This is a genomic window from Streptomyces sp. DT224, from assembly GCF_049844595.1.
Classification (GTDB): Bacteria; Actinomycetota; Actinomycetes; order Streptomycetales; family Streptomycetaceae; genus Streptomyces.
Genome location: NZ_JBNCLI010000015.1, coordinates 15,442 through 41,530, shown reverse-complemented (window position 1 = coordinate 41,530; position 26,089 = coordinate 15,442). Strand labels below are relative to the sequence as shown.

23 protein-coding genes are annotated in these 26,089 nt (G+C 72.6%); 12 read left to right on the top strand and 11 right to left on the bottom strand.

Annotation, left to right across the window (positions count from 1 at the left end):
• Positions 1-50: 50 nt before the first annotated feature.
• On the bottom strand, positions 51-1,757 hold the full coding sequence (araB, locus tag ACLQ2N_RS31865) for a ribulokinase (RefSeq protein WP_425818528.1): 1,707 nt from the start codon (positions 1,755-1,757) through the stop codon (positions 51-53).
• Between the two features lie 315 nt (positions 1,758-2,072).
• Here araB and chvE point away from each other — a divergent pair, with 315 nt between their 5' ends.
• The 3 genes from chvE to mmsB are packed head-to-tail and all read left to right on the top strand — an operon-like array spanning position 2,073 to position 6,018.
• Complete coding sequence (gene chvE, locus ACLQ2N_RS31860) at positions 2,073-3,182, top strand: multiple monosaccharide ABC transporter substrate-binding protein (RefSeq protein ID WP_425818526.1); 1,110 nt, start codon at positions 2,073-2,075, stop codon at positions 3,180-3,182.
• 47 nt (positions 3,183-3,229) lie between these two features.
• Positions 3,230-4,774 (top strand): multiple monosaccharide ABC transporter ATP-binding protein, encoded by a 1,545-nt coding sequence (mmsA, locus tag ACLQ2N_RS31855; protein ID WP_425818733.1) that lies wholly within the window; start codon positions 3,230-3,232, stop codon positions 4,772-4,774.
• Positions 4,771-6,018 (top strand): multiple monosaccharide ABC transporter permease, encoded by a 1,248-nt coding sequence (gene mmsB, locus ACLQ2N_RS31850; protein ID WP_425818524.1) that lies wholly within the window; start codon positions 4,771-4,773, stop codon positions 6,016-6,018. The genes mmsA and mmsB overlap by 4 nt, the downstream gene beginning before the upstream one ends.
• 61 nt (positions 6,019-6,079) lie before the next feature.
• On the opposite strand, the gene ACLQ2N_RS31845 is transcribed toward mmsB, so the two are convergent.
• Together ACLQ2N_RS31845 and ACLQ2N_RS31840 are read right to left on the bottom strand one after the other, a co-directional pair.
• The gene (locus ACLQ2N_RS31845) at positions 6,080-7,186 is read right to left on the bottom strand and encodes an aldose epimerase family protein (RefSeq protein WP_425818522.1); all 1,107 of its coding nucleotides are present in this window, start codon (positions 7,184-7,186) and stop codon (positions 6,080-6,082) included.
• 152 nt (positions 7,187-7,338) lie between these two features.
• Positions 7,339-7,725 (bottom strand): maleylpyruvate isomerase N-terminal domain-containing protein, encoded by a 387-nt coding sequence (locus ACLQ2N_RS31840; protein ID WP_425818520.1) that lies wholly within the window; start codon positions 7,723-7,725, stop codon positions 7,339-7,341.
• A 125-nt stretch (positions 7,726-7,850) separates the two neighbouring features.
• On the opposite strand from ACLQ2N_RS31840, the gene ACLQ2N_RS31835 reads away from it, so the two are divergent.
• The 3 genes from ACLQ2N_RS31835 (at position 7,851) to ACLQ2N_RS31825 (ending at position 12,379) form a co-directional block, all read left to right on the top strand.
• Positions 7,851-8,453, top strand: a complete 603-nt coding sequence (locus ACLQ2N_RS31835; RefSeq protein ID WP_425818518.1) for a TetR family transcriptional regulator — start codon at positions 7,851-7,853, stop codon at positions 8,451-8,453.
• Positions 8,454-8,558: 105 nt separating this feature from the next.
• Positions 8,559-10,163, top strand: a complete 1,605-nt coding sequence (locus tag ACLQ2N_RS31830) for an MDR family MFS transporter (RefSeq protein ID WP_425818516.1) — start codon at positions 8,559-8,561, stop codon at positions 10,161-10,163.
• 68 nt (positions 10,164-10,231) lie between these two features.
• Positions 10,232-12,379, top strand: coding sequence for a prolyl oligopeptidase family serine peptidase (locus ACLQ2N_RS31825; RefSeq protein WP_425818514.1), 2,148 nt, complete (start codon positions 10,232-10,234; stop codon positions 12,377-12,379).
• Between the two features lie 79 nt (positions 12,380-12,458).
• On the opposite strand, the gene ACLQ2N_RS31820 is transcribed toward ACLQ2N_RS31825, so the two are convergent.
• Positions 12,459-13,373 (bottom strand): LysR family transcriptional regulator, encoded by a 915-nt coding sequence (locus ACLQ2N_RS31820; RefSeq protein ID WP_425818512.1) that lies wholly within the window; start codon positions 13,371-13,373, stop codon positions 12,459-12,461.
• Between the two features lie 38 nt (positions 13,374-13,411).
• On the opposite strand from ACLQ2N_RS31820, the gene ACLQ2N_RS31815 reads away from it, so the two are divergent.
• Positions 13,412-14,407 (top strand): DMT family transporter, encoded by a 996-nt coding sequence (locus ACLQ2N_RS31815; protein ID WP_425818510.1) that lies wholly within the window; start codon positions 13,412-13,414, stop codon positions 14,405-14,407.
• Positions 14,408-14,487: 80 nt separating this feature from the next.
• Here the strand turns inward: ACLQ2N_RS31815 and ACLQ2N_RS31810 are convergent, their stop codons facing one another.
• Complete coding sequence (locus tag ACLQ2N_RS31810) at positions 14,488-15,819, bottom strand: aminotransferase class I/II-fold pyridoxal phosphate-dependent enzyme (protein WP_425818508.1); 1,332 nt, start codon at positions 15,817-15,819, stop codon at positions 14,488-14,490.
• 35 nt (positions 15,820-15,854) lie between these two features.
• Between ACLQ2N_RS31810 and ACLQ2N_RS31805 the strand changes: the two genes are divergently transcribed.
• Positions 15,855-16,544: a pyridoxamine 5'-phosphate oxidase family protein gene (locus ACLQ2N_RS31805; RefSeq protein WP_425818506.1), complete on the top strand. Its 690-nt coding sequence runs from the start codon at positions 15,855-15,857 to the stop codon at positions 16,542-16,544.
• On the opposite strand, the gene ACLQ2N_RS31800 is transcribed toward ACLQ2N_RS31805, so the two are convergent.
• A complete protein-coding gene (locus ACLQ2N_RS31800; RefSeq protein ID WP_425818504.1) occupies positions 16,541-17,536 on the bottom strand; it encodes an EamA family transporter in 996 nt (331 codons plus the stop codon). The genes ACLQ2N_RS31805 and ACLQ2N_RS31800 overlap by 4 nt on opposite strands.
• A gap of 148 nt (positions 17,537-17,684) precedes the next feature.
• Between ACLQ2N_RS31800 and ACLQ2N_RS31795 the strand changes: the two genes are divergently transcribed.
• Positions 17,685-17,873, top strand: a complete 189-nt coding sequence (locus ACLQ2N_RS31795; protein ID WP_425818502.1) for a hypothetical protein — start codon at positions 17,685-17,687, stop codon at positions 17,871-17,873.
• Between the two features lie 61 nt (positions 17,874-17,934).
• Here the strand turns inward: ACLQ2N_RS31795 and ACLQ2N_RS31790 are convergent, their stop codons facing one another.
• Positions 17,935-18,549: a PadR family transcriptional regulator gene (locus ACLQ2N_RS31790; RefSeq protein ID WP_425818500.1), complete on the bottom strand. Its 615-nt coding sequence runs from the start codon at positions 18,547-18,549 to the stop codon at positions 17,935-17,937.
• Positions 18,550-18,684: 135 nt separating this feature from the next.
• Between ACLQ2N_RS31790 and ACLQ2N_RS31785 the strand changes: the two genes are divergently transcribed.
• Positions 18,685-19,062 carry a hypothetical protein gene (locus ACLQ2N_RS31785; protein WP_425818498.1) on the top strand — a complete coding sequence of 126 codons (378 nt, stop codon included), beginning with the start codon at positions 18,685-18,687 and terminating at the stop codon, positions 19,060-19,062.
• Positions 19,063-19,070: 8 nt separating this feature from the next.
• Here the strand turns inward: ACLQ2N_RS31785 and ACLQ2N_RS31780 are convergent, their stop codons facing one another.
• Together ACLQ2N_RS31780 and ACLQ2N_RS31775 are read right to left on the bottom strand one after the other, a co-directional pair.
• On the bottom strand, positions 19,071-20,069 hold the full coding sequence (locus ACLQ2N_RS31780) for a HEAT repeat domain-containing protein (protein WP_425818731.1): 999 nt from the start codon (positions 20,067-20,069) through the stop codon (positions 19,071-19,073).
• Positions 20,070-20,075: 6 nt separating this feature from the next.
• Positions 20,076-20,744 (bottom strand): HEAT repeat domain-containing protein, encoded by a 669-nt coding sequence (locus ACLQ2N_RS31775; RefSeq protein WP_425818496.1) that lies wholly within the window; start codon positions 20,742-20,744, stop codon positions 20,076-20,078.
• 129 nt (positions 20,745-20,873) lie between these two features.
• On the opposite strand from ACLQ2N_RS31775, the gene ACLQ2N_RS31770 reads away from it, so the two are divergent.
• On the top strand, positions 20,874-21,692 hold the full coding sequence (locus ACLQ2N_RS31770; RefSeq protein ID WP_425818494.1) for a PhzF family phenazine biosynthesis protein: 819 nt from the start codon (positions 20,874-20,876) through the stop codon (positions 21,690-21,692).
• A 9-nt stretch (positions 21,693-21,701) separates the two neighbouring features.
• Here ACLQ2N_RS31770 and ACLQ2N_RS31765 read toward each other — a convergent pair whose 3' ends face one another.
• A complete protein-coding gene (locus ACLQ2N_RS31765) occupies positions 21,702-22,481 on the bottom strand; it encodes a CPBP family intramembrane glutamic endopeptidase (protein ID WP_425818492.1) in 780 nt (259 codons plus the stop codon).
• A gap of 184 nt (positions 22,482-22,665) precedes the next feature.
• Here ACLQ2N_RS31765 and ACLQ2N_RS31760 point away from each other — a divergent pair, with 184 nt between their 5' ends.
• The gene (locus ACLQ2N_RS31760; RefSeq protein ID WP_425818490.1) at positions 22,666-24,450 is read left to right on the top strand and encodes a substrate-binding domain-containing protein; all 1,785 of its coding nucleotides are present in this window, start codon (positions 22,666-22,668) and stop codon (positions 24,448-24,450) included.
• 37 nt (positions 24,451-24,487) lie between these two features.
• On the opposite strand, the gene ACLQ2N_RS31755 is transcribed toward ACLQ2N_RS31760, so the two are convergent.
• Complete coding sequence (locus ACLQ2N_RS31755) at positions 24,488-25,993, bottom strand: glutamate-cysteine ligase family protein (RefSeq protein WP_425818488.1); 1,506 nt, start codon at positions 25,991-25,993, stop codon at positions 24,488-24,490.
• Between the last annotated feature and the right edge of the window lie 96 nt (positions 25,994-26,089).

The following is a 26,089-nucleotide window of genomic DNA, read 5'->3' as shown; positions in this document are numbered from 1 at the left end:
GGAAGAAAGGTCCGGGCCTGGCGGTCCCGGGCGGGCGGCGGGGGTGCCGGTCAGCCGGCCGTCGCGGTACGCGCGGCGTTGCGGATCCTGCGCAGCCGGTGCAGGAGCAGGTCCGTGCCGGTGCCGAAGTGGTCGTGCAGGACGCGGTACTCGGCGAACAGCGCGTCGTAGGCGTCCGCCCGGCCCGGGTCGGGGATGTACGCGTGCCGCTGGACGCTCCCCATCGCGGCGGCGGCGCTCCGGACGTCGGGGTGCCCACCCGCGGCCACGGCGGCGTGGATGGCGGAGCCGAGGGCGGGCCCCTGCTCGGAGGTGCCGAGGGAGACGGGGCGGCGCAGGACATCGGCGTAGATCTGCATGAGGAGGGCGTTCTTCCTGAGCCCGCCGGTGACGATGAACTCCTCCACGGGAATCCCGCCGGCCTCGAACGCCTCCACGATCACCCGGGTCCCGTACGCGGTGGATTCGAGCAGGGCGAGGTAGACGTCCTCGGGGCGGGTGTCGAGGGTGAGCCCCGCGACGACACCGGAGAGGTGGTGATCGACCAGGGTGGAACGGTTGCCGTTCATCCAGTCCAGAGCGACCAGCCCGTGCGCCCCGACCGGCTGTCCCGCGGCCTTGCGGGTCAGGAGCTGGTGCAGGTCCTCCCCCGCGTCCCTCGCCTCGCTGCGGTAGTCCTCCGGCACGCCCTGCCGGAGCCACCAGGCGAAGATGTCGCCCACCGCGCTCTGCCCGGCCTCGTAGCCGTAGGCGCCCTCCACGATCCCGCCCTCGACCACCCCGCAGATACCGGGGACGTCGGCGAGGGTGGCGCCGTTGAGCACGTGGCAGGTGGAGGTGCCCATGATGGCGAGCAGCCGGCCGTTCTCGACGGCCCCGGCGGCGGGGGCGGCGACATGCGCGTCGACGTTGCCCGCGGCCACGGCGATGCCCTCGGGCAGCCCGGTCCAGGCGGCGGCGCGCCCGCTCAGGCCGCCGACGCGTGAGCCCAGCGCCGACAGCGGGTGCTCCAGCCGGGTCGCCGGGAAGTCCGCGAATTCCGGGTGGAGCCGGGCGAGGAACCCGGACGAGGGGTAGGCCCCGTCCTGGTGGATGCCCTTGTAGCCGGCCGTGCACGTGTTGCGCGACTCGGCGCCGGTCAGCTGCCAGACGATCCAGTCGGCCGCCTCGATCCAGCGGGCACAGGCCGCATAGACCCCGGGATCCTCCTCCAGCACCTGCAGCGCCTTCGCGAACTGCCACTCGGAGGAGATCCTGCCCCCGTACCGGCTGATCCACTTCTCGCCCCGCTCGTGCGCGAGGGCGTTGATGCGGTCCGCCTGCCCCTGGGCCGCATGATGCTTCCACAACTTCGGCCAGGCGTGCGGCCGCCCGGCCCACTCGGGCAGCAGAGCGAGCGGAACGCCCTCCGCGGTGGCCGGCAAAACCGTACAGGCGGTGAAGTCGGTCGCGATACCGATGACCCGGGCCGGGTCGACACCGGCAGCCGCAACCGCCGCCGGGACGGCGGTACGCAACACGTCGCGCCAGTCCTCAGGATGCTGCAACGCCCAGTCGGGCGGCAGCGGCACGCCGCTGAGCGGGAGGCACTCCTCGATGACGGCGTGGCGGTAGTCGTGGACCGCCGAGCCCAGCTCGGCACCGTCCCGCACCCTGACCACCACGGCACGCCCGGAAAGGGTGCCGAAGTCCACACCGACCGTGCAGGCGTCGGGGTGGTGACGTTCGACGGGATCGGAATAGGCGTGTGGCGTCACGATGCGGTCTCTCTCGTCCGGGGTGGAGGGGCGGCATGGGCCCCCGTTGATTGTTAGCGCTCACAACCGGTAGGAGCAAGGGCTGCGTGCACTTTTGTCGTTCCCGTCCGCCCCGGCGACCACACTCATCCCTGCGCGTAGCGCAACCCCCACGCCGAACCTGCGGGATGCGCCACGATTACCTCCCTTTCCTCCGGTTACGGCCGCACCTCGGCGCAAGAAAAGACGTGGGGACCCTTGCACCCCCCTGATGCGAGCGCTAACAATCGAGCTTCACCCAGGCCGCCGCGACGACGGGATTGTCAGGTCATGCCCATGAAAAACTTCCGAGCCGCGTCCGCCCTCGTGGCAGTGACCACCGGCTGCGCCCTGCTCCTCACCGCCTGCGGGCAGGACAGCGCGGGAGGAAGCCAGGAGAAGAAGGACAAGAAGGACGTCACCATCGGCATCGCCATGCCGACCAAGTCCTCCGAGCGGTGGATCGCCGACGGCAAGAACATGACCGCGAGCCTGAAGAAGGCCGGGTTCGCCACCACGCTCCAGTACGGGGAGGACGACCCCGACCAGCAGGTCGCCCAGATCGAGAACATGATCACGCAGGGCGTCGACGCGCTCGTCGTGGCCGCCATCAACGGCGAGGCCCTGTCCAACGTCCTCCAGCAGGCCGCGGACGCCGACATCCCCGTGATCTCGTACGACCGGCTCATCCTGGGCTCTCCGCACGTCGACTACTACGCCTCCTTCGACAACGAGAAGGTCGGCGAGCTCCAGGCCACGTACATCGTCGACAAGCTCGGGCTGAAGAGCGGCGCGAAGAAGGGCCCGTTCAACATCGAGCTGTTCGCCGGGTCCAACGACGACAACAACACCAAGTACTTCTTCAACGGCGCCATGAAGGTGCTGAAGCCGTACTTCGACAAGAAGCAGCTGGTCGTGCGGTCCAAGCAGACCCGGCTCAACCAGGTCACCACGCTGCGCTGGGACGGCGGGACCGCGCAGAAGCGCATGGACGACCTGCTGACCTCCGCGTACTCCTCCGCCCACGTCGACGCGGTGCTCTCCCCGTACGACGGCATCTCCATCGGCATCCTGTCCGCCCTGAAGTCCGACGACTACGGGAGCAAGTCCAAGCCGCTGCCGGTCGTCACGGGTCAGGACGCGGAGGTCGCGTCCGTGAAGTCGATCATCGCGGGCCAGCAGACCCAGACCGTCTACAAGGACACCCGCGCCCTGGCCCAGGTCGCGGCGGACATGGTGACCGCGGTCCTGAACGGCAAAAAGCCCGAGGTCAACGACGAGTCCACGTACGACAACGGCAAGAAGGTCGTGCCCGCCTTCCTGCTGGACCCGGTCAGCGTCGACAAGACGAACTACCGGAAGGTCCTGGTCGACTCCGGCTACATCGACGCCAAGGAGCTCGGGTGAGCCCCGCCGCACCCGAGGCACCCGCCGCACCCGGCCCCGTTCTCGAAATGCGGTCCATCGTCAAGACGTTCCCCGGTGTCAGGGCGCTCTCCGAGGTGACCCTGTCCGTGCGGCGCGGCGAGGTGCACGCCCTGTGCGGCGAGAACGGTGCCGGCAAGTCGACGCTCATGAAGGTGCTCTCCGGCGTCCACCCGCACGGCTCCTACGAGGGCGAGATCCTCCTCGACGGCGAACCGTGCCGGTTCAGGGACATCCGGGCCAGCGAGCAGCGCGGGATCGTCATCATCCACCAGGAACTCGCACTCGTCCCGCATCTGTCGATCGCCGAGAACGTGTTCCTGGGCAACGAACCGGCCCGGCGCGGGATCATCGACTGGCGCGAGTCGCTGCGCCGCGCGTCCGCGCTGCTCAAGCGGGTCGGTCTGGACGACCATCCGGAGACCCGCGTCTCCGACATCGGCGTCGGCAAGCAGCAGTTGGTGGAGATCGCGAAGGCGCTGGCGAAGGACGTCCGGCTGCTGATCCTGGACGAGCCCACCGCCGCGCTGAACGACGAGGACAGCGCGAAGCTGCTGCGGCTGATGCGGGAGCTGAAGGACCAGGGCATCACCTCGATCATCATCTCGCACAAGCTGAACGAGATCGCCCGGATCGCCGACTCGGTCACCATCCTGCGCGACGGGCGGTCCATCGAGACCCTGGACGTCAACGACCCGGCCACCACCGAGGAACGCATCATCCGCGGCATGGTGGGCCGGGACCTCGACAGCCGCTTCCCCGACCGCACCCCGTACACCGGCGAGACCGACGCCCGGCCCGCGCTGGAGGTCCGGGACTGGACGGTGCGCCACCCGCTCGACCGGGCCCGCAAGGTGGTCGACGGGGTGTCGCTCCAGGTCCGGCGCGGCGAGATCGTGGGCATCGCCGGGCTCATGGGCGCCGGCCGGACCGAGCTCGCGATGAGCGTCTTCGGGCGCTCGTACGGGCACTACGAGCGGGGCTCCGTCCTCAGGGACGGCCGCGAGGTGCGTACCCGTACGGTGCCCGAGGCGGTCGGCCACGGCATCGCGTACGTCACCGAGGACCGCAAGCACTACGGCCTCGACCTCGGGGACTCGGTGGGCCGCAACATCTCGCTCGCCTCGCTCGGCTCCCTCGCCCGCCGGGGTGTGGTGGACGGCCACGAGGAACGCAAGGTGGCCGAGCGGTACCGCCGGACCATGAACATCAAGACGCCGAACGTCCTGGAACCGGTCGGCCGGCTCTCCGGCGGCAACCAGCAGAAGGTCGTCCTCAGCAAGTGGATCCTCACCGGTCCGGACGTCCTCATCCTGGACGAGCCCACACGCGGCGTGGACGTGGGCGCCAAGTTCGAGATCTACACCGTGATCGACCGGCTCGCCGCCGAGGGCAAGGCGATCCTCTTCATCTCCTCCGAGCTGCCCGAACTGCTCGGCATGTGCGACCGCGTGTACACCATGGCCGCCGGCCGGCTGACCGGTGAGGTCGCCCGCGAGGACGCCACCCAGGAAGTGCTGATGCGGCACATGACCCAGGACACCCCCGTACCACCCGAAGGACACCACGCATGAGCACCGACGTCAGCATCCACAAGAAAGCCACACCACCGTCGGGCGGGGGCGGTTCACCGCTGACGGGAGTCCCGGTCGTCCGGGTGCTCCTGGACGGCATACGGCGCAACATGCGCCAGTACGGCATGCTCTTCGCGCTCGGTCTGATCGTGCTCCTGTTCCAGGTCTGGACGGGGGGCGACCTGCTGCTTCCGCGCAACGTCTCCAACCTGGTGCTCCAGAACAGCTACATCCTGATCCTGGCCATCGGCATGATGATCGTCATCATCGCCGGGCACATCGACCTGTCGGTGGGTTCCCTGATGGCGCTGGTCGGAGGCGTCGGAGCGGTGCTCATGGTCGAGCACCATCTGGCCTGGCCCGTCGCCGTGGTCCTCACCCTGCTGCTCGGGGCCGTCGCCGGGGCGCTGCAGGGCTTCTTCATCGCGTACGTCGGCATCCCGTCGTTCATCGTGACGCTCGCGGGCATGCTGCTGTTCCGGGGGCTGACGGAGATCTTCCTCAAGGGCCAGACGCTCGGCCCGTTCCCGGAGGGCATGCAGCGGGTCGCCAACGGCTTCCTGCCCGAGGCGGGTCCGGAGACGAACTACCACAACATCACGCTGCTGCTGGGCCTGGGTCTGGCGGCGTACGTGGTGTTCCAGGAGCTGCGGGACCGGCGGCGGCAGCGCGAGTTCACGTTGGAGACCCTGCCGACGGGCCTGTTCGCGCTCAAGGTGACGGCGCTGGTCGCCGCCGTACTGGTCACGACCCTGCTGCTGGCGAGCTACAAGGGCGCGCCGGTGGTGCTGCTGATCCTGGCGGTGCTGCTGGTCGGCTTCGGCTACGTGATGCGCAACGCGGTCATCGGGCGCCATGTGTACGCGATCGGCGGCAACCTGCCCGCCGCGAAGCTGTCCGGGGTCAAGGACCGGAAGGTGACCTTCGCGGTCTTCCTCAACATGGGGATGCTCGCCGCGCTGGCCGGCCTGGTCTTCGCGGCGCGCTTCAACGCGGCCTCGCCGAAGGCGGGGGTGAACTTCGAACTGGAGGCCATCGCGGCCGCGTTCATCGGCGGGGCGTCGATGAGCGGCGGTGTCGGCACCGTCCTGGGGGCCATCATCGGGGGCCTGGTCCTCGGTGTGCTCAACAACGGCATGAACCTGGTCGGGGTCGGCACCGACTGGCAGCAGGTCATCAAGGGCCTGGTGCTGCTCGCGGCGGTCGGCTTCGACGTGTGGAACAAGCGGAGGGCGGGCGCCTGACCCGCCCCTGACGCGGCTGTGCCCGCCGGTTCGGTGAACCGGCGGGCACAGCCGCGTCCCCTCAGCCCCTGGTGCCGAACCGCAGGACCGTTCTCGACCGGTACGCGTCACCGGGCCGCAGCACGGTGGACGGGTCGCCGGGGCGGTTGGGCGAGTCGGGGAAGTGCTGGGTCTCCAGCGCGATGCCGGCGCCCGCCCGGTAGCGCGCACCGCCCTTGCCGACGACGGTTCCGTCGAGCTGTCCCCCGGTGTAGACCTGCAGGCCGGGTTCGGTGGTCAGCACCTCCAGGGACCGGCCCGTGGCCGGGGCGTACAGGACGGCGGCGGTGCGCGGCGCGTCGTCCCGGCGTGCCTTCAGTACGAAGTTGTGGTCGAACCCGCCTCCCGTCTCCGCGAGTTGCTGAGCGGGGCACGCCAGTGCCTCGCCGATCACGCGCGGCCGGCGCAGGTCGAAGGGTGTTCCGGTGACGGGGAGATGGGCGCCACGGGGGATGAGGTCCGGGCCGACGGGCGTGAAGTGGGTGGCCGCGATGGACAGTTCGTGGCCGAGGATGCCGCCGGCGCCCTCGCCATCGAGGTTGAAGTAGGCGTGGTTGGTCAGGCTGACCGGGGTGGCGGCGTCGGTGACCGCCGCGTAGGAGAAGGTGAGGTCGCCGTCCCTGCCGGCGAGCACGCCGACCGTGACGTCGAGGTTCCCGGGGAAGCCCTGGTCGCCGTCGGGGCTGCGGAGGTGCAGGAGCACCCCGGTCCGCTCGGGGGTGTGCACGCTTTCGGCTTCCCAGAGCCGGTTGTCGAACCCGTCCGTCCCGCCGTGCAGGCAGTGGCCGTTCTCCTGCGTCGTCAGCCGGTGGGGCGTGCCGTCCAGGGTGAACCGGCCGTGTGCGATGCGATTGGCGTAGCGGCCTACGGTGGCGCCGAAGTACCGGGCGGCGGTGGCTGTCTGGGCCGGGTCGGCGGGCGCCAGGACGACGTCGGCCATGTCGCCGTTCCGGTCCGGCACCCAGAGGCCGTGGAGGCGGGCACCACGCGTGTGCACCTCCGCCACGATCCCGCCGGGGAAGCCGAAGGTCCACCGCTGCCCGGAGTACGCGTCGGGGCGGCAGACGGGTGGGCCTCCGGCGAAGAGGGCCGTGGAGGAGGTCGGAGGAGTTCTCTCGGACTGATACACACCTAGCATTGTGAGCGCTCACTCAAGTTGCCTCAACCCTTTGTCAAGGTCTTGCAGCAGCATCAAGGACCCCTCAGGTGAGCGATAACAACGTCCATGGGGCGGTGCCGGTGGACTTCTGCCGGTCCACGGCGGAGAGCAGTTGTCAGCCCTCACCCGGGGCTCGTCGATGAAGACCTCGCCGAAGGCGTTGAGGCCGGTGCCGTCGAACAGCGGCTTCCGGTCGGCGCATCCGCAGACGCACGGCGGTAGTTCGTCCCGCTGCTCGCCGGCGCGACGGCGGAGTCGGACGACGCGACGAGGGCGGCGCGGGCGGCCAGGGCCTCGGCGGGCGGGGCGGCGGCGGGGCCGGCCTTGACGATGGCGGCCCAGTAGCGGTCACCACCGCCCAGGTGCCGGGCGAGGTCGTACGGATTCCAGCCGGGGCAGCCCGGCACGGGGGCGTCGAAGCCGGGCGCGGAGGCCATCGCGGCGCGGAAGGCCGCGGACCGCTCGTCGACGAGCCGCAGCAGACCGGTGAAGTCATGAGGTGGGGTCACCGGGACCGCCTGTCACCGGGACCGACCCACAGGCCATCGATTCCCGCACACCCGCCCCCCGCGCACACCTGCCCCCCTCGCCTAAAATTTTGCCCGGCCTGCAAAATTGCATAGCATGCACCTTCATGAGCGACGACCCGCCCCTCGGGCTGCGTGAACGCAAGAAGCGCGCCACGCGTGACGCCCTGGCGGGCGTGGCCCTGCGCATGGCCGCCGAACGCGGCTTCGAGCACGTGACCGTGGAAGCGGTCACGGACGCCGTCGGGGTCTCCGTGCGCACGTTCTTCAACTACTTCCCGTGCCTGGAGGACGCGATCACGCGCCCCGTCCAGGAGAACGCCGAGCGGACCCGCCGGGCCGTACTCGGCGCCCCCGGGCACCTGACCGCGCTCGAAGCCCTCAGCGAGGCCATCGCCCAGGAGCTCGCCTCCATCGAGGAGGACCACGAGCGCTGGGAGCTCCAGCTGGAGGTGCTGAAGAAGAGCCCGGCCCTCCTCCCCAACTTCCTGGCCGCCCGGGGCGCCGACGAGAACGCCATGGTCGCCGTCGTCGCCGAACGCCTCGGCCAGGACCCCGAGACCGACCTCCACCCCCGGCTCCTCGCACACGTGGCCCTGGCCGCGGTGCGCGCCGCGGTCGAGGTCTGGGTGGCCACGGGCCGTACCCGTACCTTCCAGAGCCTGTACCGCGAGGCGTTCGCCTCACTGGCCGCCGGTCTGAAGGGCTGAGCCGCCCGGCGCACCCCGCCTACCCGCTCGTCACCCACCGCACCACCCTCCGCGCCGCGCCACTGGGCGCGGAGCCAGTCACCAGAGAATGAGGAACGTCAGCCGATGACCGCTGCCGTCACACCCGAAGCCGGCACCGCCGGTACGACCGAGGGGGTCGCGTCAGGCATGACGCGCCGCCAGATACTCCAGGCCATGTCGGGCCTGATGGCCGGCATGTTCGTCGCCATCCTGGCCTCCACGGTCGTGTCCAACGCCCTGCCCCGGATCATCGCCGACCTGCACGGCACCCAGTCCTCGTACACCTGGGTGGTCACGGCCGAACTCCTCGCCATGACGGCGACCGTCCCGATCTGGGGCAAGCTCTCGGACCTGTACGACAAGAAGCTGCTCATCCAGCTCTCGCTGTCGATGTTCGTCGTCGGCTCGCTCGTCGCCGGCTTCTCGCACAGCGTCGGGCTGCTCATCGTCAGCCGTGTCGTCCAGGGCATCGGCGCGGGCGGTCTCACCGCCCTCGCCCAGGTCGTGATGGCGGCGATCATCCCGCCGCGTGAACTCGGCCGCTACTCCGGCATCTTCGGTGCCGTCTTCGCCGTGGGCACGGTCGCGGGTCCGCTGATCGGCGGGGTCCTCGTGGACACCTCGTGGCTGGGCTGGCGCTGGTGCTTCTTCATCGGCGTGCCCTTCGCGCTGCTCGCGATCGTGCTGCTGCAGCTCACGCTCAAGCTGCCCACGATCCGCCGCGAGGTCAAGATCGACTACGTCGGAGCCGTCCTCATCATGAGCGGGGTCAGCTCGCTGCTGCTGTGGGTGACCCTCGCGGGCAACCGCTTCGACTGGGCGTCCTGGCAGACGGCCGCGCTCGTCTCCGCCGGTGTGGTCCTGCTGGCCGCCGCGGTGTGGGTCGAGTCCCGGGTGGCGGAACCGATCATCCCGCTGGGCATCTTCCGCAACCGCACCGTGGCACTGACGACGCTGGCGAGCCTGCTGGTCGGTGTCGCCATGTTCGGCGGCACGGTGTTCCTCTCGCAGTACTTCCAGATCTCGCTGGGCAAGTCCCCGACGACCGCGGGCCTGATGAGCCTGCCGATGATCCTCGGCCTGATGATCTCGACCACCGTGGCCGGGCAGATCATCTCCGCCCGGGGCAAGTGGAAGGGCTTCCTCATCGCGGGCGGCGTCATCATGACCGCGGGCATGGGGCTGCTCTCCACGATCGGCGCCGACTCCTCGTTCGGCCTGCTCAGCGTCTACATGGTGGTCCTCGGCGTCGGCGTCGGCATGCTGATGCAGAACCTCGTGCTGGCCGCCCAGAACGACGTGCCCGCCTCCGAACTCGGTGCGGCCACCTCGGTCCTGTCGTTCTTCCGCAGCCTCGGCGGCGCCATCGGTACGAGCGCGCTGGGCGCGGTCCTCGGCCACCGGGTGGCCCAGGAGCTGGAGAAGGGCTTCGGCGGGGCGGCCGGCGGCGGCACCGGCGGCGGTGTCCCCGAGCTCAGCAAGCTGCCGGAGCCGGCGCGCGTCATCGTGGAGAACGCGTACGGCGTCGCCACCGCCGACGTCTTCCTGATCGGCGCCCCCTTCGCGTTCCTGGCGCTCGTCGCGGTGCTCTTCATCAAGGAGAAGCCGCTGCGCACCCAGAGCGGCATGGAGCGCCTGGCGGAGGAGACCGCGGCGGCGTCCCAGCCCGCAGCGCCCTCCGCGCACTGATCGCGGCCGTCCGGGGCCCGGGCGGCCCCGGACGGCCCGCCGGCCGCGCCGCCTGTCATGGTGTCGGGATGACGGACACCACCGACAGCCGCGCGGCCGACCCCTTCCCCTGCTTCCCCGGCCAGTTCGCCCGCACCCGGCGCTTCTCGCTGGGTGTGCCCCGGCAGTTCACCGTCTCCCCGGACGGTGAGCGCGTCCTGTTCGTCCGGGGCACGTCGGGCACCGACCCGGTGAGCCGGCTCTGGCTGTACGAGGACGGCACGGAACGGCTGCTCGCCGACCCGCTCGCGCCGGGCTTCGCGGAGGACTCCCCCGGGGAGGTCCCGCCGGAGGAGCGGGCCCGGCGGGAACGCGCCCACGAGACCTCCTCCGGAGTGGTCTCGTACGCCACCGACGCCTCGGTGCGCCTGGCGGCCTTCGCCCTCGCGGGCACACTCCGGACCGTCCGCACCGACGGCTCCGCGCCCCGCCGCCTGCCGACGTCCGGCCCCGCCGTCGATCCCCGCCCCTCCCCGGACGGCTCGCTGATCGCGTACGTCTCCGGCGGCGCACTGCGTACGGTACGGGCGGACGGCACCGGGGACCGCGCGCTCGCGGGACCGGACGGCGCGCACGTCACGTACGGCCTGTCCGACCACGTCTCGCAGGAGTCCATCGGCCGTACGCGCGGCTACTGGTGGTCCCCCCGTGGCGACGCCCTCCTGGTCGCCCGCACCGACACCACCGGCGTCCGGCGCCGCTACCTCACCGACCCCGCGCACCCCGAGCGCCCGCCCCGCGAGATGGCGTACCCGGCCGCCGGGACCCCCAACGCGAAGGTCTCACTGCACCTCGTGCGGCTGTCCGGGGAGCACACCGCCGTCCGGCTCCCCGGCGCGGCGGGCGACGGGCATCCCGAAGCCGCCTGGACGGACCGGGCATTCGAGTACGTGGTGGCGGCGGACTGGGACGACCGGGGCCCTCTGGTTGCCGTGCAGAGCAGGGACCAGCGCTCCGTGCACGTGCTGGCGGTGGACGAGGCGACCGGCGCCACCAGGACCCTGCACCGCGCCCACGATCCCGCCTGGGTCGCCCTGCGCCCGGGCACTCCGCTGCGCCTGCCGTCCGGCGCGCTCGTCGTCCCCGCGCATCCCGGCGGCGACACCCAGGGCCTGGACATCGGCGGCACCCCGACGCCTCCGGGCCTGGAGGTGCGCGAGGTGCTCGGCACGGCGGACGGACGGGTGTACTTCACGGGCGGCGACGAGCCCACCGAGGTCCACGTCTGGTCCTACGGCACGGCCGGGGGCCTCGCCCGGGTGTCCGACGCGCCCGGGGTGCACACCGCCGCCGTCGGGGGCCCGGTGGTGGTCCTCGACAGCCGGACGCCGGACGGCCATACGGTGACCGTGCTGCGGCACGGCGCGGCGACGGGGCGGATCGCCGTCCTGGCCGAGGAACCGCTCGTCACCCCGCGCCCCCTGGCCCTGAGTCCGGGCGCGCGCGAGTTGCGCAGCCGCCTCTACCTGCCGTCCTGGCACCGGCCCGGCGACGGACCGCTGCCGGTGCTGCTGAGCCCGTACGCCGGTCACGGCATGCAGGTCGTGCTGAAGGTGCGGGCGTGGTGGACGGCGGTGGCCCAGTGGTTCGCGGAGCAGGGGTTCGCGGTCCTCGTGACGGACGGGCGGGGCACGCCGGGGCGCGGCGATGCGTGGGAGAAGGCGGTGCACGGCGACCGGCTGACGGCCGTGCTGGAGGACCAGATCGACGCCCTGCACGCGGTGGCCGCCGACCGCCCCGAGCTGGACCTGGCCCGGGTGGCGATGCGCGGCTGGTCGTTCAGCGGGTATCTCGCGGCGGCGGCGGTGCTCCGGCACCCGGAGGTCTTCCACGCGGCGGTGGCGGGCGCGGCCCCGGCGGACCGGCGGCTCTACGACACCCACTGGGAGGAGCGCTTCCTGGGTCACCCGGACGTGATGCCGGAGAACTACGACCGCAGTTCCCTGCTGGCGGAGGCCGCGTCGCTGACCCGGCCGCTGATGCTGGTGCACGGGCTCGGCGACGACAACGTCTGCGTGGCACACACCCTGCGCCTGTCCTCGGCCCTGCTCGCCGCGGGCCGCCCGCACACGGTCCTGCCGCTGTCCGGGGCCGGTCACCTGGTGGGCCGGGACCGCACGGCGAGCGGGCTGCTGCGGCTGGAGCGGGACTTCCTGCGGAACGCGCTGCGGGTCTGACGGCGCGCCCCTTCACCTCACGGGGTCGTCCGGCTCACCCCAGGGGCTGTCCGGCCCCTCCCGCGGGGTCGTCTCCGGCTCACCCCAGGGGGTCGTCCAGCTCCCGCCCCGCCTCGCGCAGCGCCGCGACCGCCGCGCGGACCGAGGGCCGCCGGTCCGCGTCCGTCCGCCACACCGCGTGGACATGGCGGCGCATCCGCTGGCGCACCGGCACCAGCCGTACCCCGTCGGGCACGGGTCCCCGCCCCAGCCGGGGCGCCACGCACACGCCCATCCCCGCGGCGATCAGCGCGAGTTGGGTGTGGTGTTCACCCGCGAGGTGGGCGATGCGCGGTTCGATGCCCTTGGAGCGGAGCGTGAACATCAGCCAGTCGTAGCAGAATTCGCCCTCGGGCCAGGACACCCAGTCGTCGTCCGCGAAGTCCTCCAGGTCCACTTCGGGCCGCCCGGCGAGCGGATGGCTCGCCGGCATCGCGATGTCCGGGGCGTCGTCCAGCAGTTCCGCCCGGGTCAGCCCGCCGGGCACAGGGAGCCGCTTGTTGCTCCAGTCCAGGACCACCGCGAGATCGATGTCACCCCGGAGCACCGCCCGGATGCCGGCCTCGGGCTCCAGTTCCAGGGTGCGCACCCGCAGTTCGGGGTGGCCGGTGCGGAGGGCGAGCAGCGTCGAGGGGAAGAGGCCGCGCGCGGCCGTGGGGAACGCGCCGAGCCGGATCTCCCCCACGACCTCACCGCGCTGGGCCTCGATGTCGGACTGCGCCAGCTCGACCTGCGAGAGGATGCGGGCCGCGTGGTCGGCGAGCAGCCGGCCCGCGTCGGTGAGCCGCACCCCGCGCCCGTTCCTGGCGAGGAGCTGCTGGCCGACCTCGCGCTCCAGCTTCGCCATCTGCTGCGAGACGGCCGAGGTCGTGACGTGCAGCCCCTCGGCGGCGCCGCTGACCGAACCGAGCCTGGCCAGGGCGTCCAGGGTACGCAGGCGCTCCAGGTTCAACATGTAAGCGATGCTACGTGAAGCAACGTACAAAATCTCACTTGTGCTACGAGGTGGAGGCGGCGATCGTGGTCACCATGAGCGCCCCGACCGCACCGAGAGCCACCCCCGAGCCGTGCCCTGCCGTACTTCCCGAGCCGCCGGACGCCCCCACCGGGCGGCCGGCCCTGGACTGGCGGCTGCGCTTCGCGGCGCTCTCGCTGATCTGGGGCTTCAGCTTCCTCCTGATCAAGGTGGGGACCGACGCGTACGCCCCGTTCCAGGTGACCCTGGGGCGGCTCCTGTCGGGCACGGCGGTCCTGGCGGTGGTCATGGCGGTGAAGCGGGAGCGGCTGCCGCGGTCCGCCCGGACGTGGGGCCATCTGGCGGTGGCGGCCTTCTTCCTGAACGCCCTGCCGTTCTCCCTGTTCGCCTACGCCGAGCTGTCCATCCCGTCGACGCTGGCGGGCATCTGCAACGCGACCTCGCCACTGTGGGGCATGGCGCTGTCGCTCGTCGCCCTCTCGGAGGACCGGCCGACCCGCCGCCGCGTCGCCGGTCTCGGCCTCGGCTTCGTCGGCGTCCTGACGGTGCTGGGCGCCTGGCAGGGCTTCTCCGGGCTGGACTTCAGCGGCACCGCGATGGCGCTCCTGGCCTCGCTGAGCTACCCGGTCGGCTGGATCTACGTCCGCCGGACGCTGGCCGGCAGCGGCGCGTCGACCCTCGCGCTCACCGGCGGCCAGCTCTTCCTGGGCACCGTACAGCTCGCGGTCGTCACCCCGCTGTTCACCACCGTCCCGGGCGGCTTCCCGGTCCTGCCCACGCTGGCCGTCGTCGCGCTCGGGGCGCTGGGCACGGGGCTGGCGGTGCTGCTCCAGTACGGCCTGGTCAACGAGGTCGGACCGACCACCGCGCAGATGGTCACCTACTTCATCCCGGTCATCGCCACGGCGGCGGGCGTGGCCGTGCTCGGCGAGCAGCTGAGCTGGAACACCCCCGTCGGCGCGCTCGTCGTCCTGGCCGGAGCCGCGCTCACCCAGAGCCGACGGCGCGCCTGAGGGACCGGGGCCTCATCCGCACCGCCGGGGCCTCATCCGCACCGCCGGGGGCCTCACCCTCGACGCCGGGATCCGGAACCTCATCCGTAGCTCAGCGGCCTCGCCGGCCCCGCCGCCCGCGCCACCGCGTCGGCCAGCGGCGCGATGTCGGCGTCGGTGAGCGGGGAGACGGTGATCCGGACCGCCTGGGGCGCGGCGATACGGAACCGGGCCCCGGGCGCCACCGCCCAGCCCGCCTGCAACAGCCGGGCCACCGCCCCCGTCTCGTCGCTCACCGGCACCCACACGTTCATCCCGCTGCGCCCGTAGGCCGCCACGCCCCGCTCCGTCAGCGCCCGGACGAGGGCGTCCCGGCGGCGGGCGTAGGACCGGGCCACCGCGCGCGAGTCCACGGCGCCGGTGTTCCACAGGTGCACCACGGTCCGCTGCAGCAGCCGGCTGACCCAGCCGGGCCCGAGCCGCTGGCGGCCGGCCACCCGGTCGACCGTGACCGCGTCCCCGGTCAGCACCGCGACCCGCAGGTCCGGCCCGTACGCCTTGGCCACCGAGCGGACGAACGCCCACCGGCCCGTGGCCCCGGCCAGCGGGTGCAGCGGCTGGTCCACGATGGCGTGGCCGTGGTCGTCCTCGACGAGGAGGACGTCCGGGTGCCGGGCGAGGACGGCCCGCAGCCGCCCCGCCCGGTCCTCGGAGACCGTGGCCCCGGTCGGGTTCTGCGCCCGGTCCGTGATCACGACGGCCCGCGCACCGGCCTGGAGCGCCGCCTCGAGCGCGTCCGGCAACGGCCCGTCCTCGTCCAGCGCCATCGGCACGGGCCGCATGCCGAGCGCGGGCACCAGGTCCAGGAGTCCGCCCCAGCCGGGGTCCTCGACCGCGACCCGGTCGCCCGGCCTGAGGTGGGCGGAGAGCACCCGCTCGATCGCGTCCAGCGAACCGGAGGCGGCGGCCACCGGTCCGGCGGGCACCCCGTCGGCGTCCATCGCGGCGCGCGCGAGCGCGGCGAACTCCGGGTCCACGGCGGCCTCGCCGTACAGCCCGGGCTCGTGCGCGTACGCCTCGGCGACCGCCGCGAACGCCTCGCCGAGGCGCGGGAGCAGCGCCGGGTCGGGGCTGCCGTCGCCCAGGTCCCGCACCCCGGGCGGCGCCTCGACCCGCATCGAACCGCGCGCGGTGCTCGCGGGGCGCGGCCTGATCCGGCTGCCCCGGCGCCCGGCGGTCTCGATCACCCCGCGCTCGCGCAGGGTGCGGTAGGCCGCCGCGACGGTGTTCGGGTTCACCTCCAGCCGGGCCGCCAGCTCCCGCATGGGAGGCAGCACATGACCCGGCGGCAGCTCGCCCGAAGCGACCCCGCGTTCGACGCTGGCGGCGATTTCCTGTGCACGCCGCCCACTGATCCGATACTCTCCTAGCACAAACAACAGTATGCACTAGTGCAATGGAGTCCGCAATGCCGGAGACCGCTCCCCAGCAGACCACGTCCCCGGACCATTCATCCGGCTACGAGCCGACGGACCGCAGCATCCCCACCCGGTCGCGGGACCGCGCCGCCTACGACCGGGAGACGGTCCACTCGATACTCGACGCCGCCTACCTCTGCCACCTCGGCTTCGTGCGCGACGGCGCTCCGGTCGTGCTGCCGACGCTCTTCGGCCGGGTCGGCGAGCGCCTGTACGTGCACGGCTCGACCGGCTCGCGGCCACTGCGGGCGGCCGGGAGCGGCGACGAGGGGCTGCCCGTGTGCCTGACGGTGACCCATGTCGACGGCCTGGTGCTGGCCCGTGCGGCCTTCCACCACTCGCTCAACTACCGGTCGGTGGTCGTCCACGGCACCGCGTACACCGTGACCGATCCGGAGGAGCGGCGCATCGCCCTGGACGCGATCCTGGACCAGGTGGTGGCGGGGCGCTCGAAGGACTCGCGGCCCGCCGACGCCAAGGAACTGGCCGCCACCGCCGTCGTCCGGCTGGAGCTGCGGGAGGTCTCCGCCAAGATCCGCACGGGCGGCCCGAACGACGACCCCCGGGACCTCGGCCTGCCGTACTGGTCCGGCGTCGTCCCCGTCGTCCCGGCCTACGGCACCCCGGTCCCGGCGGACGACCTGGACCCGTCGATCGGCGTACCGGCGTACCTGCCCTAGAGCCGGGCGTCGGAGCGATCCCCGACAGCCTCCGGCGCTCCCGCCCCCGAGGCCACCGGCCCGGAGGGCGGCCGGGGCGTGGCCGACTGCGCGATGAGCGCGCCGGCCAGGACGAGCGCGCCGCCGATGAGCTGCGGCGCGGCCAGGTGCTCACCGAGGAGGACCCAGGCGAGGACGGTGGCGATGACCGCTTCGAGGCAGGCGACGACGCCCGCGACGGCCGGGGAGAGCAGGCGTACGGAGATCACCCCGGTGACGTACGCGAGGACGGTGGCCAGGAGCACGATCCAGACGAGCAGCAGCCAGGCCGGGACCCGGGCACCGTCCATGACCGCGTCGCCGCCGAGCACCGACCGGTCCATGTCCCAGGGGCGGGCGATCACGGTGAGCACGAGGGCGCCGATCAGCAGCCCGTACGCGATGACGCCGACCGGGTGCGGGGGTTCGGCCCCGCCCGGTGACGCCTGCCCGCCGCCCTGGTCGGAAAGGATGAAGTAGCCGACCTGGCAGCAGGCCGCGCCGAGCGCGAGGACCAGCCCGACCGCGTCGAAGCCGAGTCCGGCCCACACCTCGACCACGCAGGCGAGGCCGCCGACCGCGAGAACGACCCCGAGCGCCGCCGCCCGCGTGACCGGCCGCCGCTGCACGAAGCGCACCCAGCCGAGGACGAGCGCCGGGGCGAGGTATTCCACGAGGAGCGCGACGCCCACCGGGATCCGGGAGATGGCGGCGAAGTAGCAGGCTTGCACGCCCGCGACGGCGAGCAGTCCGAAGCCGAGCAGGAGCACGGGCCGGCGGCGCACCAGCGCCCGGTGGCGCCAGGCCACCGGCAGCATGACGAGCGCGGCGCCCGCCACCCGCAGCCAGACCACGTGGAGCGGGTCGAGCCCCGCCTCGATCAGCGGCTTGGCCGCCACTCCGGAACCGCCGAACGCGAAGGCCGAGGCGAGGGCGAGTCCCAGGCCGGCGCTTCTCCCCTGAGACGCGTGCATCGGCACATCATGACAGCTGCGGTCAGGAGCGTCACCCCGGTGACACCTGACGCGTGCGGCACTCCGCGGGACGGGGCAACCGAGCCCCCGCCCGTACACGTCCCACAGGACGGAGCGGGTTGTTCGCGGTGCGGCGGGAGGGGGCCGGGTGAGCTGGCTGGTGTCCCTGCCGGCGCTCGACGGGCGCGAGTACGTCTACCAGGTCCACGCGCCACTGGACGCCCTGCCGGCGGATCTGTTCTGGTGCGCGTTCCACTGCCACGACGACGGACCGCACCCCCGCGCCTCCGACCGCTTCGACGCCGCGCGGATCTGGCCCGTCACGACGGACGCGTAGACGGCGTGGAGCCCGGCGGCGCAGGCCACCGGGCTCCGTCCGCACCGGCCCACGGCGGGGCTCAGTGCTCGTCGGCGAGGATGAGGTACAGCTTCTTGCGGGCCTCGTTGATGACGGCGACCGCCTTGTCGCGCTGATCGGCCGAACCGGTCTTCCAGACCTGGCCGAACGCCTCCATCAGACCGAACCCGGCCTGCCTGACCTCGTTCATGCTCTCCCAGTCGACACCGCGTCCGGCCTCTTCCCAGGGCGCCTCGGACCCGGTCTCGGCCTCGGTGCGACCGGTGTCGGTGAGCGTGAACAGCTTCTTGCCGCCCTCGCTCGCGCTGGTGATCAGCCCCTCGTCCTCCAGCAGCTGAAGGGTCGGGTACACCGAGCCGGGGCTGGGCCGCCAGGCCCCTCCGCTGCGCTCGCCGATCTCCTGGATCATCTCGTACCCGTGCATCGGCCGGTCCTTGAGCAGCGCCAGGATCGAGGCGCGCACATCACCGCGCCGCGCCCTTCCCCGGCCGCCACCCCGGCCCCGCCCGCCCCCGAAGGGCCCGCCGCCGAACGGCGGCCCGAACGGCCCGAATGCCGCCCGGTGCCCCTCGAAACCGCCGGGGCGCCCCTCGGGTCCGTACGGGCCACGCCCGTGACCACGCCCATGTTCATGCTCGAATCCACGTGCCCTCATGACGCACTCCTTTGTCTACATCGATCTGTTTCCTATCGCTGTACTGTCGCGATGCCTCAACGATATATCGGAAAGGATTGCATGACAACCCCGGAGCGGCCCGCCCCGCACATCGGGCGCCGTAGCCTTCTGCCCATGCCGCGCAAAGCGAGGAAGGCCCGGCGGCTGGTCGCCGACGGGCACACGTATCTGTGGACGCTGCGTCACCTGCACGACGACGGCCGTTCCTGCCGCCAGGTCCTCACGCTGCACCGGCAGCCGGCCGGTTCCGGCGGGTCGCTGCGCATCGTCTTCGCCGAGGGCCCGGACCGGTACGTCCCGGGCGGGGCTCCCCTGGGCTCCGGAGACGTGGGATACGTCCGGGGCGCCTCCCTCAACCTGCACGAACCGGGCGCCGTCCGCGCCCTGCTCGACGTGGCCGCCGCCCGCGGATGGCAGCCGGACGACCGGCGTCGGACGGAGGTGGACGGCTGGCCCCTACTGGAGGCTGCGGCGGCCCTGCGCGCGACGTGACCGCGCCCTCATCGCCCCCGCAGCCCCAGCAGGTACACCGCCGTCACCGCGACCCCCCGGTCCCCGTCCTCCGCAAGCTCCCCGAGCGCCCGGGTCGCCGTCGGGCCCGGGATGTCCGCCAGTGCCTGGGTGAGGCGGCGGCGGGCCGGTGCGTCGAGGGTGGTGTCGGCGAGGCGCTCGACGAGCGCGGTGGCGATCCGCTCGGCCGTATCCGGACCGGCTGCCAGCACACCCAGCGCGTCGGCCGCGTCCACGTCCCGCACCGCGTCCGCGACCATGTCGATGAGCGTCGGGACCGCCTCGGCCACCCCGCGCGCACCGAGCGCCGGCGCCGCGAACTGGCGTACCGCGACATCGGGATGCCCGAGGGCGTCGCGCAGCAGGGCGCTCGCCGCCTCGCCCGGAATCCCGGCGACCGCCCGCACCGCGCGGGCGCGCACCGCCGCGACGGGCGAGTCCAGGCCCTCAGCCAGCAGGGCGAGCCCGTCGCCCGTCCGCGCCAGCGCCCACCGCAGCGCACCGGCCACGCTCGGGTCCCGCTCGCTCAGCACCGCCTCGACCAGGGCCTCCACCGGCACGGGCGCCTCGCCCGCCGAGGAGAGAGCCGCCCGCTGCCGGGTCCCCGGGCTGGCGGAGCCCAGCGCCTGGAGAAGGGCGACGGTGCGCAGGACACCCTCCCAGTCCCCGGGCTCGGCGGCGCCGATCCGGCTGAGCCGGGTCAGCAGCTCCGTCTCGCTCGCGATGCGTTCCCGGGTCCGCCGGACGAGGTCGTCCACGAGACCGGCCGGGCTGAAGCCGGGATCGTCCAGGGCGCGCCCCACCTCACGCAGCGAGAGGCCGAGGGACCGCAGGCTCTCGATGTGGAAGATGCGCCGGACGTCCTCACCGGAGTACTCGCGGTATCCGACGTCGTTGCGCCCCGTGGGCCGCACGAGCCCCAGCGACTCGTAATGCCGGAGCATGCGCGCGCTGACCCCGGACCGCCGCGCCACCTCACCGATCAGCACCATCCCTCACCCCTCCCGACCGTACGCCCCGAGGGCCACCCTCCGCTTCGCCTCCTCGATCGCGAGGTCGAACCCGGCGTCCGGGTCGCGCCGCAGCTCCTCGGTGGCGAGCGCGTGCTCGCGGACGCGGGGCTCGGGGTGCGCGGCGGCGGCGTCCAGCGCCGGAGCGGCCGCCGCCCCCAGTGCGATCAGCGCCCGGCTGAGGCTCAGCCGCGTCTCACGTCCGCCGCGCCCGAGCTGCCCGGCCAGCACCTCCGCGAGTGCGGGCGCCTCGTCCTCGGGCACGAGGACGACCGCGGTGCGCCAGGCGGCGCGCGCCACCTCCTCGTCGGTGTCGGTGAGCAGGGCCCGGGTGATCGCCGGCCAGGCCCGCCGGTCCCCGGTCTTGGACAGCGTGTGCAGGGCCTGGCCGCGCGCCTGCGGGCGCTCCGAGCGGAGCTCGCCGACGAGCCTGGGCACCGTCAGGTCCCGCGGGTGCCGGGTGAGCGCCCAGGTCAGCATCTCCCGTACGGAGAAGTCCGGTTCGGTCGCGCACCGCTCCACGAGCCGGTCCACCAGCCGTGCGTCGGGCGCCGATCCGACCGCCAGCGCGGTCCGCAACCGCACCGACGCGTCACCATGCTCCAGCCCGCGCAGCGCGCGTGTGATGTCCGTGTCCTCGTTCGCCGTGGTCATCGGGACCACCTCCTCACGGCCGAGTGAAGCGCTTGTCACCGTGACAAGGTCAAGCCGGGCGCGGTTTCGGTGCCACCGGTCCGGGATTGGCCTTGGTTCCCGGCCGGGACGGAGCCCTACGGTCGGCGCATGAGGATTCGCACCGTAGACGCGTTCACCGACCGCCCCTTCACCGGCAACCCCGCCGGCGTCCTGCTGTTCGGCCCCGAGGGCTTCCCCGAGGACTCCTTCCTCCAGCAGGTCGCCGCCGAGCTGAACCTCTCCGAGACCGCGTTCGCCCATCCGCTGCCGCCGGGCGGCGAGGCGGACTGGGCGCTGCGCTGGTTCACCCCGGTCACCGAGGTGGACATGTGCGGCCACGCCACCCTCGCCACGGCCCATGTCCTGCACACCACGGGCGCCGCCACGGGCACGGTCCGCTTCGCCGCCCGGTGCGGCACGCTGACGTCGGCCGCCCACCCGGACGGCTCCCTCACGCTCGACTTCCCGACCGCCCCGCTGACCCCCGAGCCGGCCCCGGACGGCCTCGCGGAGGCCCTGGGCGCGGAGCCGGTGTCGGTGCACGACACCGGCGCGCAGGTCGGGGACCTGCTGGTGGAGCTGGCGGACGAGGCGGCCGTACGGGCTTTGGCCCCGGACTTCGCGGCGCTGGCCGCCCTCTCGCGGCGCGGCGTCATCGCCACGGCCGCCTCCACGCCGATGCGTGCGTACGACTACGTCTCGCGCGGCTTCTTCCCGGCCGTGGGCATCGACGAGGACCCGGTGACCGGCAGCGCGCACACCGCTCTCGCCCCGTTCTGGTCGGCCCGGCTCGGCCGCGACCGGCTGACCGGGCTCCAGGTCTCCGCCCGCTCCGGTCTCGTACACACCTCGTTGCGCGGCGCGCGCACCCTGCTGACCGGCCGCGCGGTCACGGTGCTGGACGGCGAACTCCTCGTCGGCCCGTGACACCGGGGCTCACGGCGTGGGCAGCCAGCCCACCTTCCCGGCGAGCAGGGCGTACCCGACGAACGCGCCGATGTCCAGCAGCGCGTGCGCCGCGACGAGGGGGCCCACCCGCTGCCAGCGCCGGTACAGCAGCACGAAGACGACGCCCATCACCATGTTGCCGATGAAGCCGCCGATGCCCTGGTAGAGGTGGTACGAGCCACGCAGCACCGAACTCGCCAGCAGTGCCGCCATCGGCGTCCAGCCCAGCTGCCCCAGCCGGCGCAGCAGGTATCCGACGACGATCACCTCTTCCAGTACGGCGTTCTGGAGGGCCGACAGGATGAGCACGGGGAACTTCCACCACACGTCGGGCAGTGACTCGGGCACGACGGTGAGGTTGAAGCCGGCCGCCCTGGCCACCAGGTAGAAGGCCAGCCCGGCGCTGCCGATGCCCGCCGCGACGACCGCGCCCCGGGCCGCGTCCTGTCCGGGCCGGGTGCGGTCGAAGCCGAGGACCCGCAGCCCGGTCCCTTCCCGGATGAGCAGATGCGCCACCAGCGCGACGGGCACCAGCGCGCTCGCGATACCGAAGAGCTGCCAGGCGAGATCCAGCCAAGGGCGGCCCGGGGCGGCCGAGCTGTTGAGGGTCGCCGCCTGGTCCTTCAAACCCCCTGGTTTCGTCAGCGATCCGACAAAGCTGATAAGGGCGGATACGCCGCTCGCCCCCAGCGAGAGCGCCAGTACCAGCACCGTCTCGGACCGGAGAATCCGTTGTGACACGGCCTCCTGGGGAAAAGAATCAGCCACGCGCCCCGCCTCCACCTGTACACCTGCCCTCAGTTGTGCATTCGCGTCCCACGCCCTTCACCGCCCCGCTAGGGTCTCGAATGCAGGTACGAAGATCATGCGCGACTGGCCGGGGGACGAGCGCCATTGCCGATGGCGTGGTCCCCCTTTTCCTTGTACATCCTCAAGGAGGGGCACCACCGACATGGGACGTCACAGCTTGCCCGATGACCGACCGGCGGCCGGAGGCGGGGACCGTCCACCGCGCCGCCGCCGGAACGTGGCCATCGCCACCGTGCTCGTCCTCGTCGTGGCGGGGGGAGCGGCGGTCGCCGTGCAGGGCGGTCTGCTCCCGTTCTCCACGTCGTGCGAGGAGGGTGCCGTCCACCTGTCGATGGCCGCCTCCCCGGACATCGCTCCCGCCGTACGTGCCATCGCCGACCGGGCGCGTACGGACGAGGTGCGCTCGGACGGGCGCTGCGTCGACGTGGACGTGGTGGCCCGCGACTCGTACAAGGTCGCGGACGCGCTCGCGAGCGGAGGCCGTCCCGACTACCAGATATGGCTCCCCGACTCGGACCTGTGGCTGACGAGGGCCAAGGGCGCCGGGGACGGCACCCCCATCACCCCCGGTGCCTCCGTCGCCACCTCACCGGTCGCGCTCGCCGGCGTCCCCCGCGCCGCCAAGAGCCTCGGCTGGCCGAAGAAGACGTACACCTGGGCCGAGTTGACGGGCGCGGCCATGCAGTCCGACCGGGTACGTCTCGGCTCCGCCGACCCCGCACGCTCGGCGACCGGCCTGCTGGCCCTCAACAGCATCGGCGTCTCCGCCGGGAAGCAGGGCGGCGACAGCGACACCCGGGTCGCGGCCACCGCGAAGCTGCTCGCCCAGCGGATGTCCGACGGGGACACCCAGGTCGTGGCGACCCTGCCGCAGGACGGCTCGGGCGCCGAGGCGGGCAACCCGGCGCGCAACCAGGCGGTGCTCCTCTCCGAACAGGCCGCCTTCGCCCACAACGCCGAGTCGACGGCCGACGGCAAGCTGGACCTGTTCTATCCCGAGGACGGGACCCCCCTGCTCAACTACCCGCTCACGATGGTGGACGAGCGCCACCAGTCCACGGACGAGAGCCGGGCGGCGCTGCGGTTCATGATCCTCCTCTCCGAGGAGAGCTCCGTACGCACCTTCCGGGAGCACGGCTTCCGGACCACGTACGGAACGGCGGACGGGAAGCTGGTCGCGGCGGCGGGCGGCCGGTCGCCCCAGCCGTACGACGCCACGCAGCCGCCCGCCCCGACGGACGAGGCGCTCCAGGAGACGCTCGGCATGTGGACGATCACCGTGCAGAGCGCGCGGCTCACCACCGTGGTCGACGCCTCCGGTTCCATGGCCGCGACGGTGCCGGGCCGCAGCCGGTCCCGGATGGACGTCACCAAGGCGTCGCTGATCCAGGCGCTGGACCAGTTCACCCCGGACGACGAGGTCGGACTCTGGGAGTTCGCGACCACGCTCGACGGGGACAAGGACTACCGCCGGCTGGTGACGACCGCCAGGCTCGGCGACCCCGTGAAGGGCGGCGGCACCCACCGGGAGAAGCTCGCCGCCGCCTTCGCCGCGCTGCGGCCGGTGCCGGACGGCGCAACCGGTCTGTACGACACCGCGCTGGCCGCGTACAAGGAGGCGCAGCGCACGTATGTGAAGGGCAAGTTCAACGCGGTGGTGATCCTCACGGACGGGTCCAACCAGGACGAGCGGTCCATCTCGCGCTCCGCCCTCGTGGAGGAGCTGAAGTCCATCGCCGACCCGACGCGCCCGGTCCCGCTGCTGGCCATCGCCGTCGGGCCCGAGGCGGACCGCACGGAGCTGGAGGAGATCGCCGAGGTCACCGGGGGCGGGGGCTACCAGGTGAACGACCCGGCCGAGATCCAGGCGGTGATCCTCCAGGCCGTGATGACGGCGAGCCAGGCCGCCCGGGCTGCCGGGGAGTAGGGGCAGGCGGCCGGACCGGCGGCGCACCGGCCGCCCGTCAGGGTGCCGGGACGCCCGCCGGCCAGGTGTGCACCGGGTCGCCGCCCTGCATCAGCTCGCCGTAACGCCGGGTCATCGCGGCGAGCGCGGCGCTCCGGTCCAGGCCCGCCTCGCGTCCCCGGTGGTAGGCGTCGGCCTGCCAGGACGCGCCGTTCGTCCGCCGCTTGCACCGCTCCTCGATGATGCCGAGGTAGTGGTCCCGGTCCGCCGGCTCGATGTTCCAGCCGTCGAGCCCGGCGGCGGCGAGCGGCAGCAGCTCGTCGCGCACCAGCTTCGTCACGGGCACCCGGGTCAGCCCGCCGGAGCGGCCGGGCCGGGGCCACAGCAGCTCGGCCTCGATGCCGTGGCGGCACGCGGTCTCGAAGTTCTCGGCGGCGGCGGAGAACGGCATCCGGGTCCACACCGGACGCGATTCCCCCGCCAGCGCCCGCACCAGGCCGTAGTAGAGCGCGGTGTTGGCGATGACGTCGGCGACCGTCGGGCCCGCGGGCAGCACCCGGTTCTCCACCCGCAGGTGCGGGACGCCGTCGGCGATCCCGTACACCGGGCGGTTCCACCGGTAGACCGTGCCGTTGTGGAGGACCAGCTCCTTCAGCTGGGGCACCCCGCCGTCGGCGAGGACCCGCAGGGGCTCCTCCTCGTCGCAGATGGGCAGGAGCGGCGGGAAGTAGCGCAGGTTCTCCTCGAAGAGCTCCTCGACCGAGCCGATCCACCTCTCCCCGAACCAGGTCCTGGGCCGCACGCCCTGGTTGCGCAGTTCGGGCGGCCGGGTGTCCGTGGCCTGCTCGAACAGCGGCGGCCGCGATTCACGCCACACCTCGCGGCCGAAGAGGAACGGCGAGTTGGCGCCCAGGGCGACCTGGACGGCGGCGACGGTCTGCGCCGCGTTCCACACGTCGGCGAAGCGTTCCGGAGTGACCTGGAGATGCAGTTGCAGCGAGGTGCAGGCAGCCTCCGGGGTGATCGATCCGGCGGTGGCGACCAGCCGCTCGACGCCTTCGATATCGAGCGAGAAACTCTCCCCGCGCGCCGCCAGCATTTGATCGTTCAGGAGGGCGTAGCGGTCGACGTCGGAGAGATTGGACCGGACCATGTCGTCACGGCCGAGCGTCGGCAGGATTCCGATCATCATGATCCCGGCATCGACTTCACCGGCCTTGCGGTCGGCATATCCGAGTCCGGTCCGCAGCTCTTCGGCCAACTGATCCAGAACACGCCCCGACAGATGATGGGGGACTATGTTCACCTCAAGATTGAACATCCCCAGTTCCGTCTGGAAATCGTGACTCGCGATGCGCTCCAGCACCTGCCCATTCAACATCTTCGGCATGGCGTCGGCGCCCGTGAGATTGAGTTCGATCTCCATGCCCATGAGGTTGCGCGGCCGGTCGAACCGCCGCTCGGCCAGGAGCCCGGACAGCGCCTCCAGGCACTGTTGCAGCTTCTTCCGATACCTCTGCCGGTCGGACAGGTCAAAGGCGCCCGCGACGACCTTCTCCCCCATCGAAGTGTCCTCCTCAAGTGGCGGCACGCGGCCCGGGCCGCCCGCATCACGATCGATAATGCCCGCAGGACGTGATCCGTAACGCCCCGCGGACGG

Coding starts and splice junctions, on each gene's coding strand:
- ACLQ2N_RS31775 (WP_425818496.1), bottom strand. CDS start 20,744: ATGACCACGGCGAACGAGGACACGGACATCACACGCGCGCTGCGCGGG.
- ACLQ2N_RS31770 (WP_425818494.1), top strand. CDS start 20,874: ATGAGGATTCGCACCGTAGACGCGTTCACCGACCGCCCCTTCACCGGC.
- mmsA (WP_425818733.1), top strand. CDS start 3,230: ATGCGGTCCATCGTCAAGACGTTCCCCGGTGTCAGGGCGCTCTCCGAG.
- ACLQ2N_RS31790 (WP_425818500.1), bottom strand. CDS start 18,549: ATGAGGGCACGTGGATTCGAGCATGAACATGGGCGTGGTCACGGGCGT.
- ACLQ2N_RS31760 (WP_425818490.1), top strand. CDS start 22,666: ATGGGACGTCACAGCTTGCCCGATGACCGACCGGCGGCCGGAGGCGGG.
- ACLQ2N_RS31825 (WP_425818514.1), top strand. CDS start 10,232: ATGACGGACACCACCGACAGCCGCGCGGCCGACCCCTTCCCCTGCTTC.
- ACLQ2N_RS31835 (WP_425818518.1), top strand. CDS start 7,851: ATGAGCGACGACCCGCCCCTCGGGCTGCGTGAACGCAAGAAGCGCGCC.
- ACLQ2N_RS31800 (WP_425818504.1), bottom strand. CDS start 17,536: ATGCACGCGTCTCAGGGGAGAAGCGCCGGCCTGGGACTCGCCCTCGCC.
- chvE (WP_425818526.1), top strand. CDS start 2,073: ATGAAAAACTTCCGAGCCGCGTCCGCCCTCGTGGCAGTGACCACCGGC.
- ACLQ2N_RS31820 (WP_425818512.1), bottom strand. CDS start 13,373: ATGTTGAACCTGGAGCGCCTGCGTACCCTGGACGCCCTGGCCAGGCTC.
- ACLQ2N_RS31755 (WP_425818488.1), bottom strand. CDS start 25,993: ATGGGGGAGAAGGTCGTCGCGGGCGCCTTTGACCTGTCCGACCGGCAG.
- ACLQ2N_RS31805 (WP_425818506.1), top strand. CDS start 15,855: ATGCCGGAGACCGCTCCCCAGCAGACCACGTCCCCGGACCATTCATCC.
- mmsB (WP_425818524.1), top strand. CDS start 4,771: ATGAGCACCGACGTCAGCATCCACAAGAAAGCCACACCACCGTCGGGC.
- ACLQ2N_RS31830 (WP_425818516.1), top strand. CDS start 8,559: ATGACCGCTGCCGTCACACCCGAAGCCGGCACCGCCGGTACGACCGAG.
- ACLQ2N_RS31785 (WP_425818498.1), top strand. CDS start 18,685: ATGCCGCGCAAAGCGAGGAAGGCCCGGCGGCTGGTCGCCGACGGGCAC.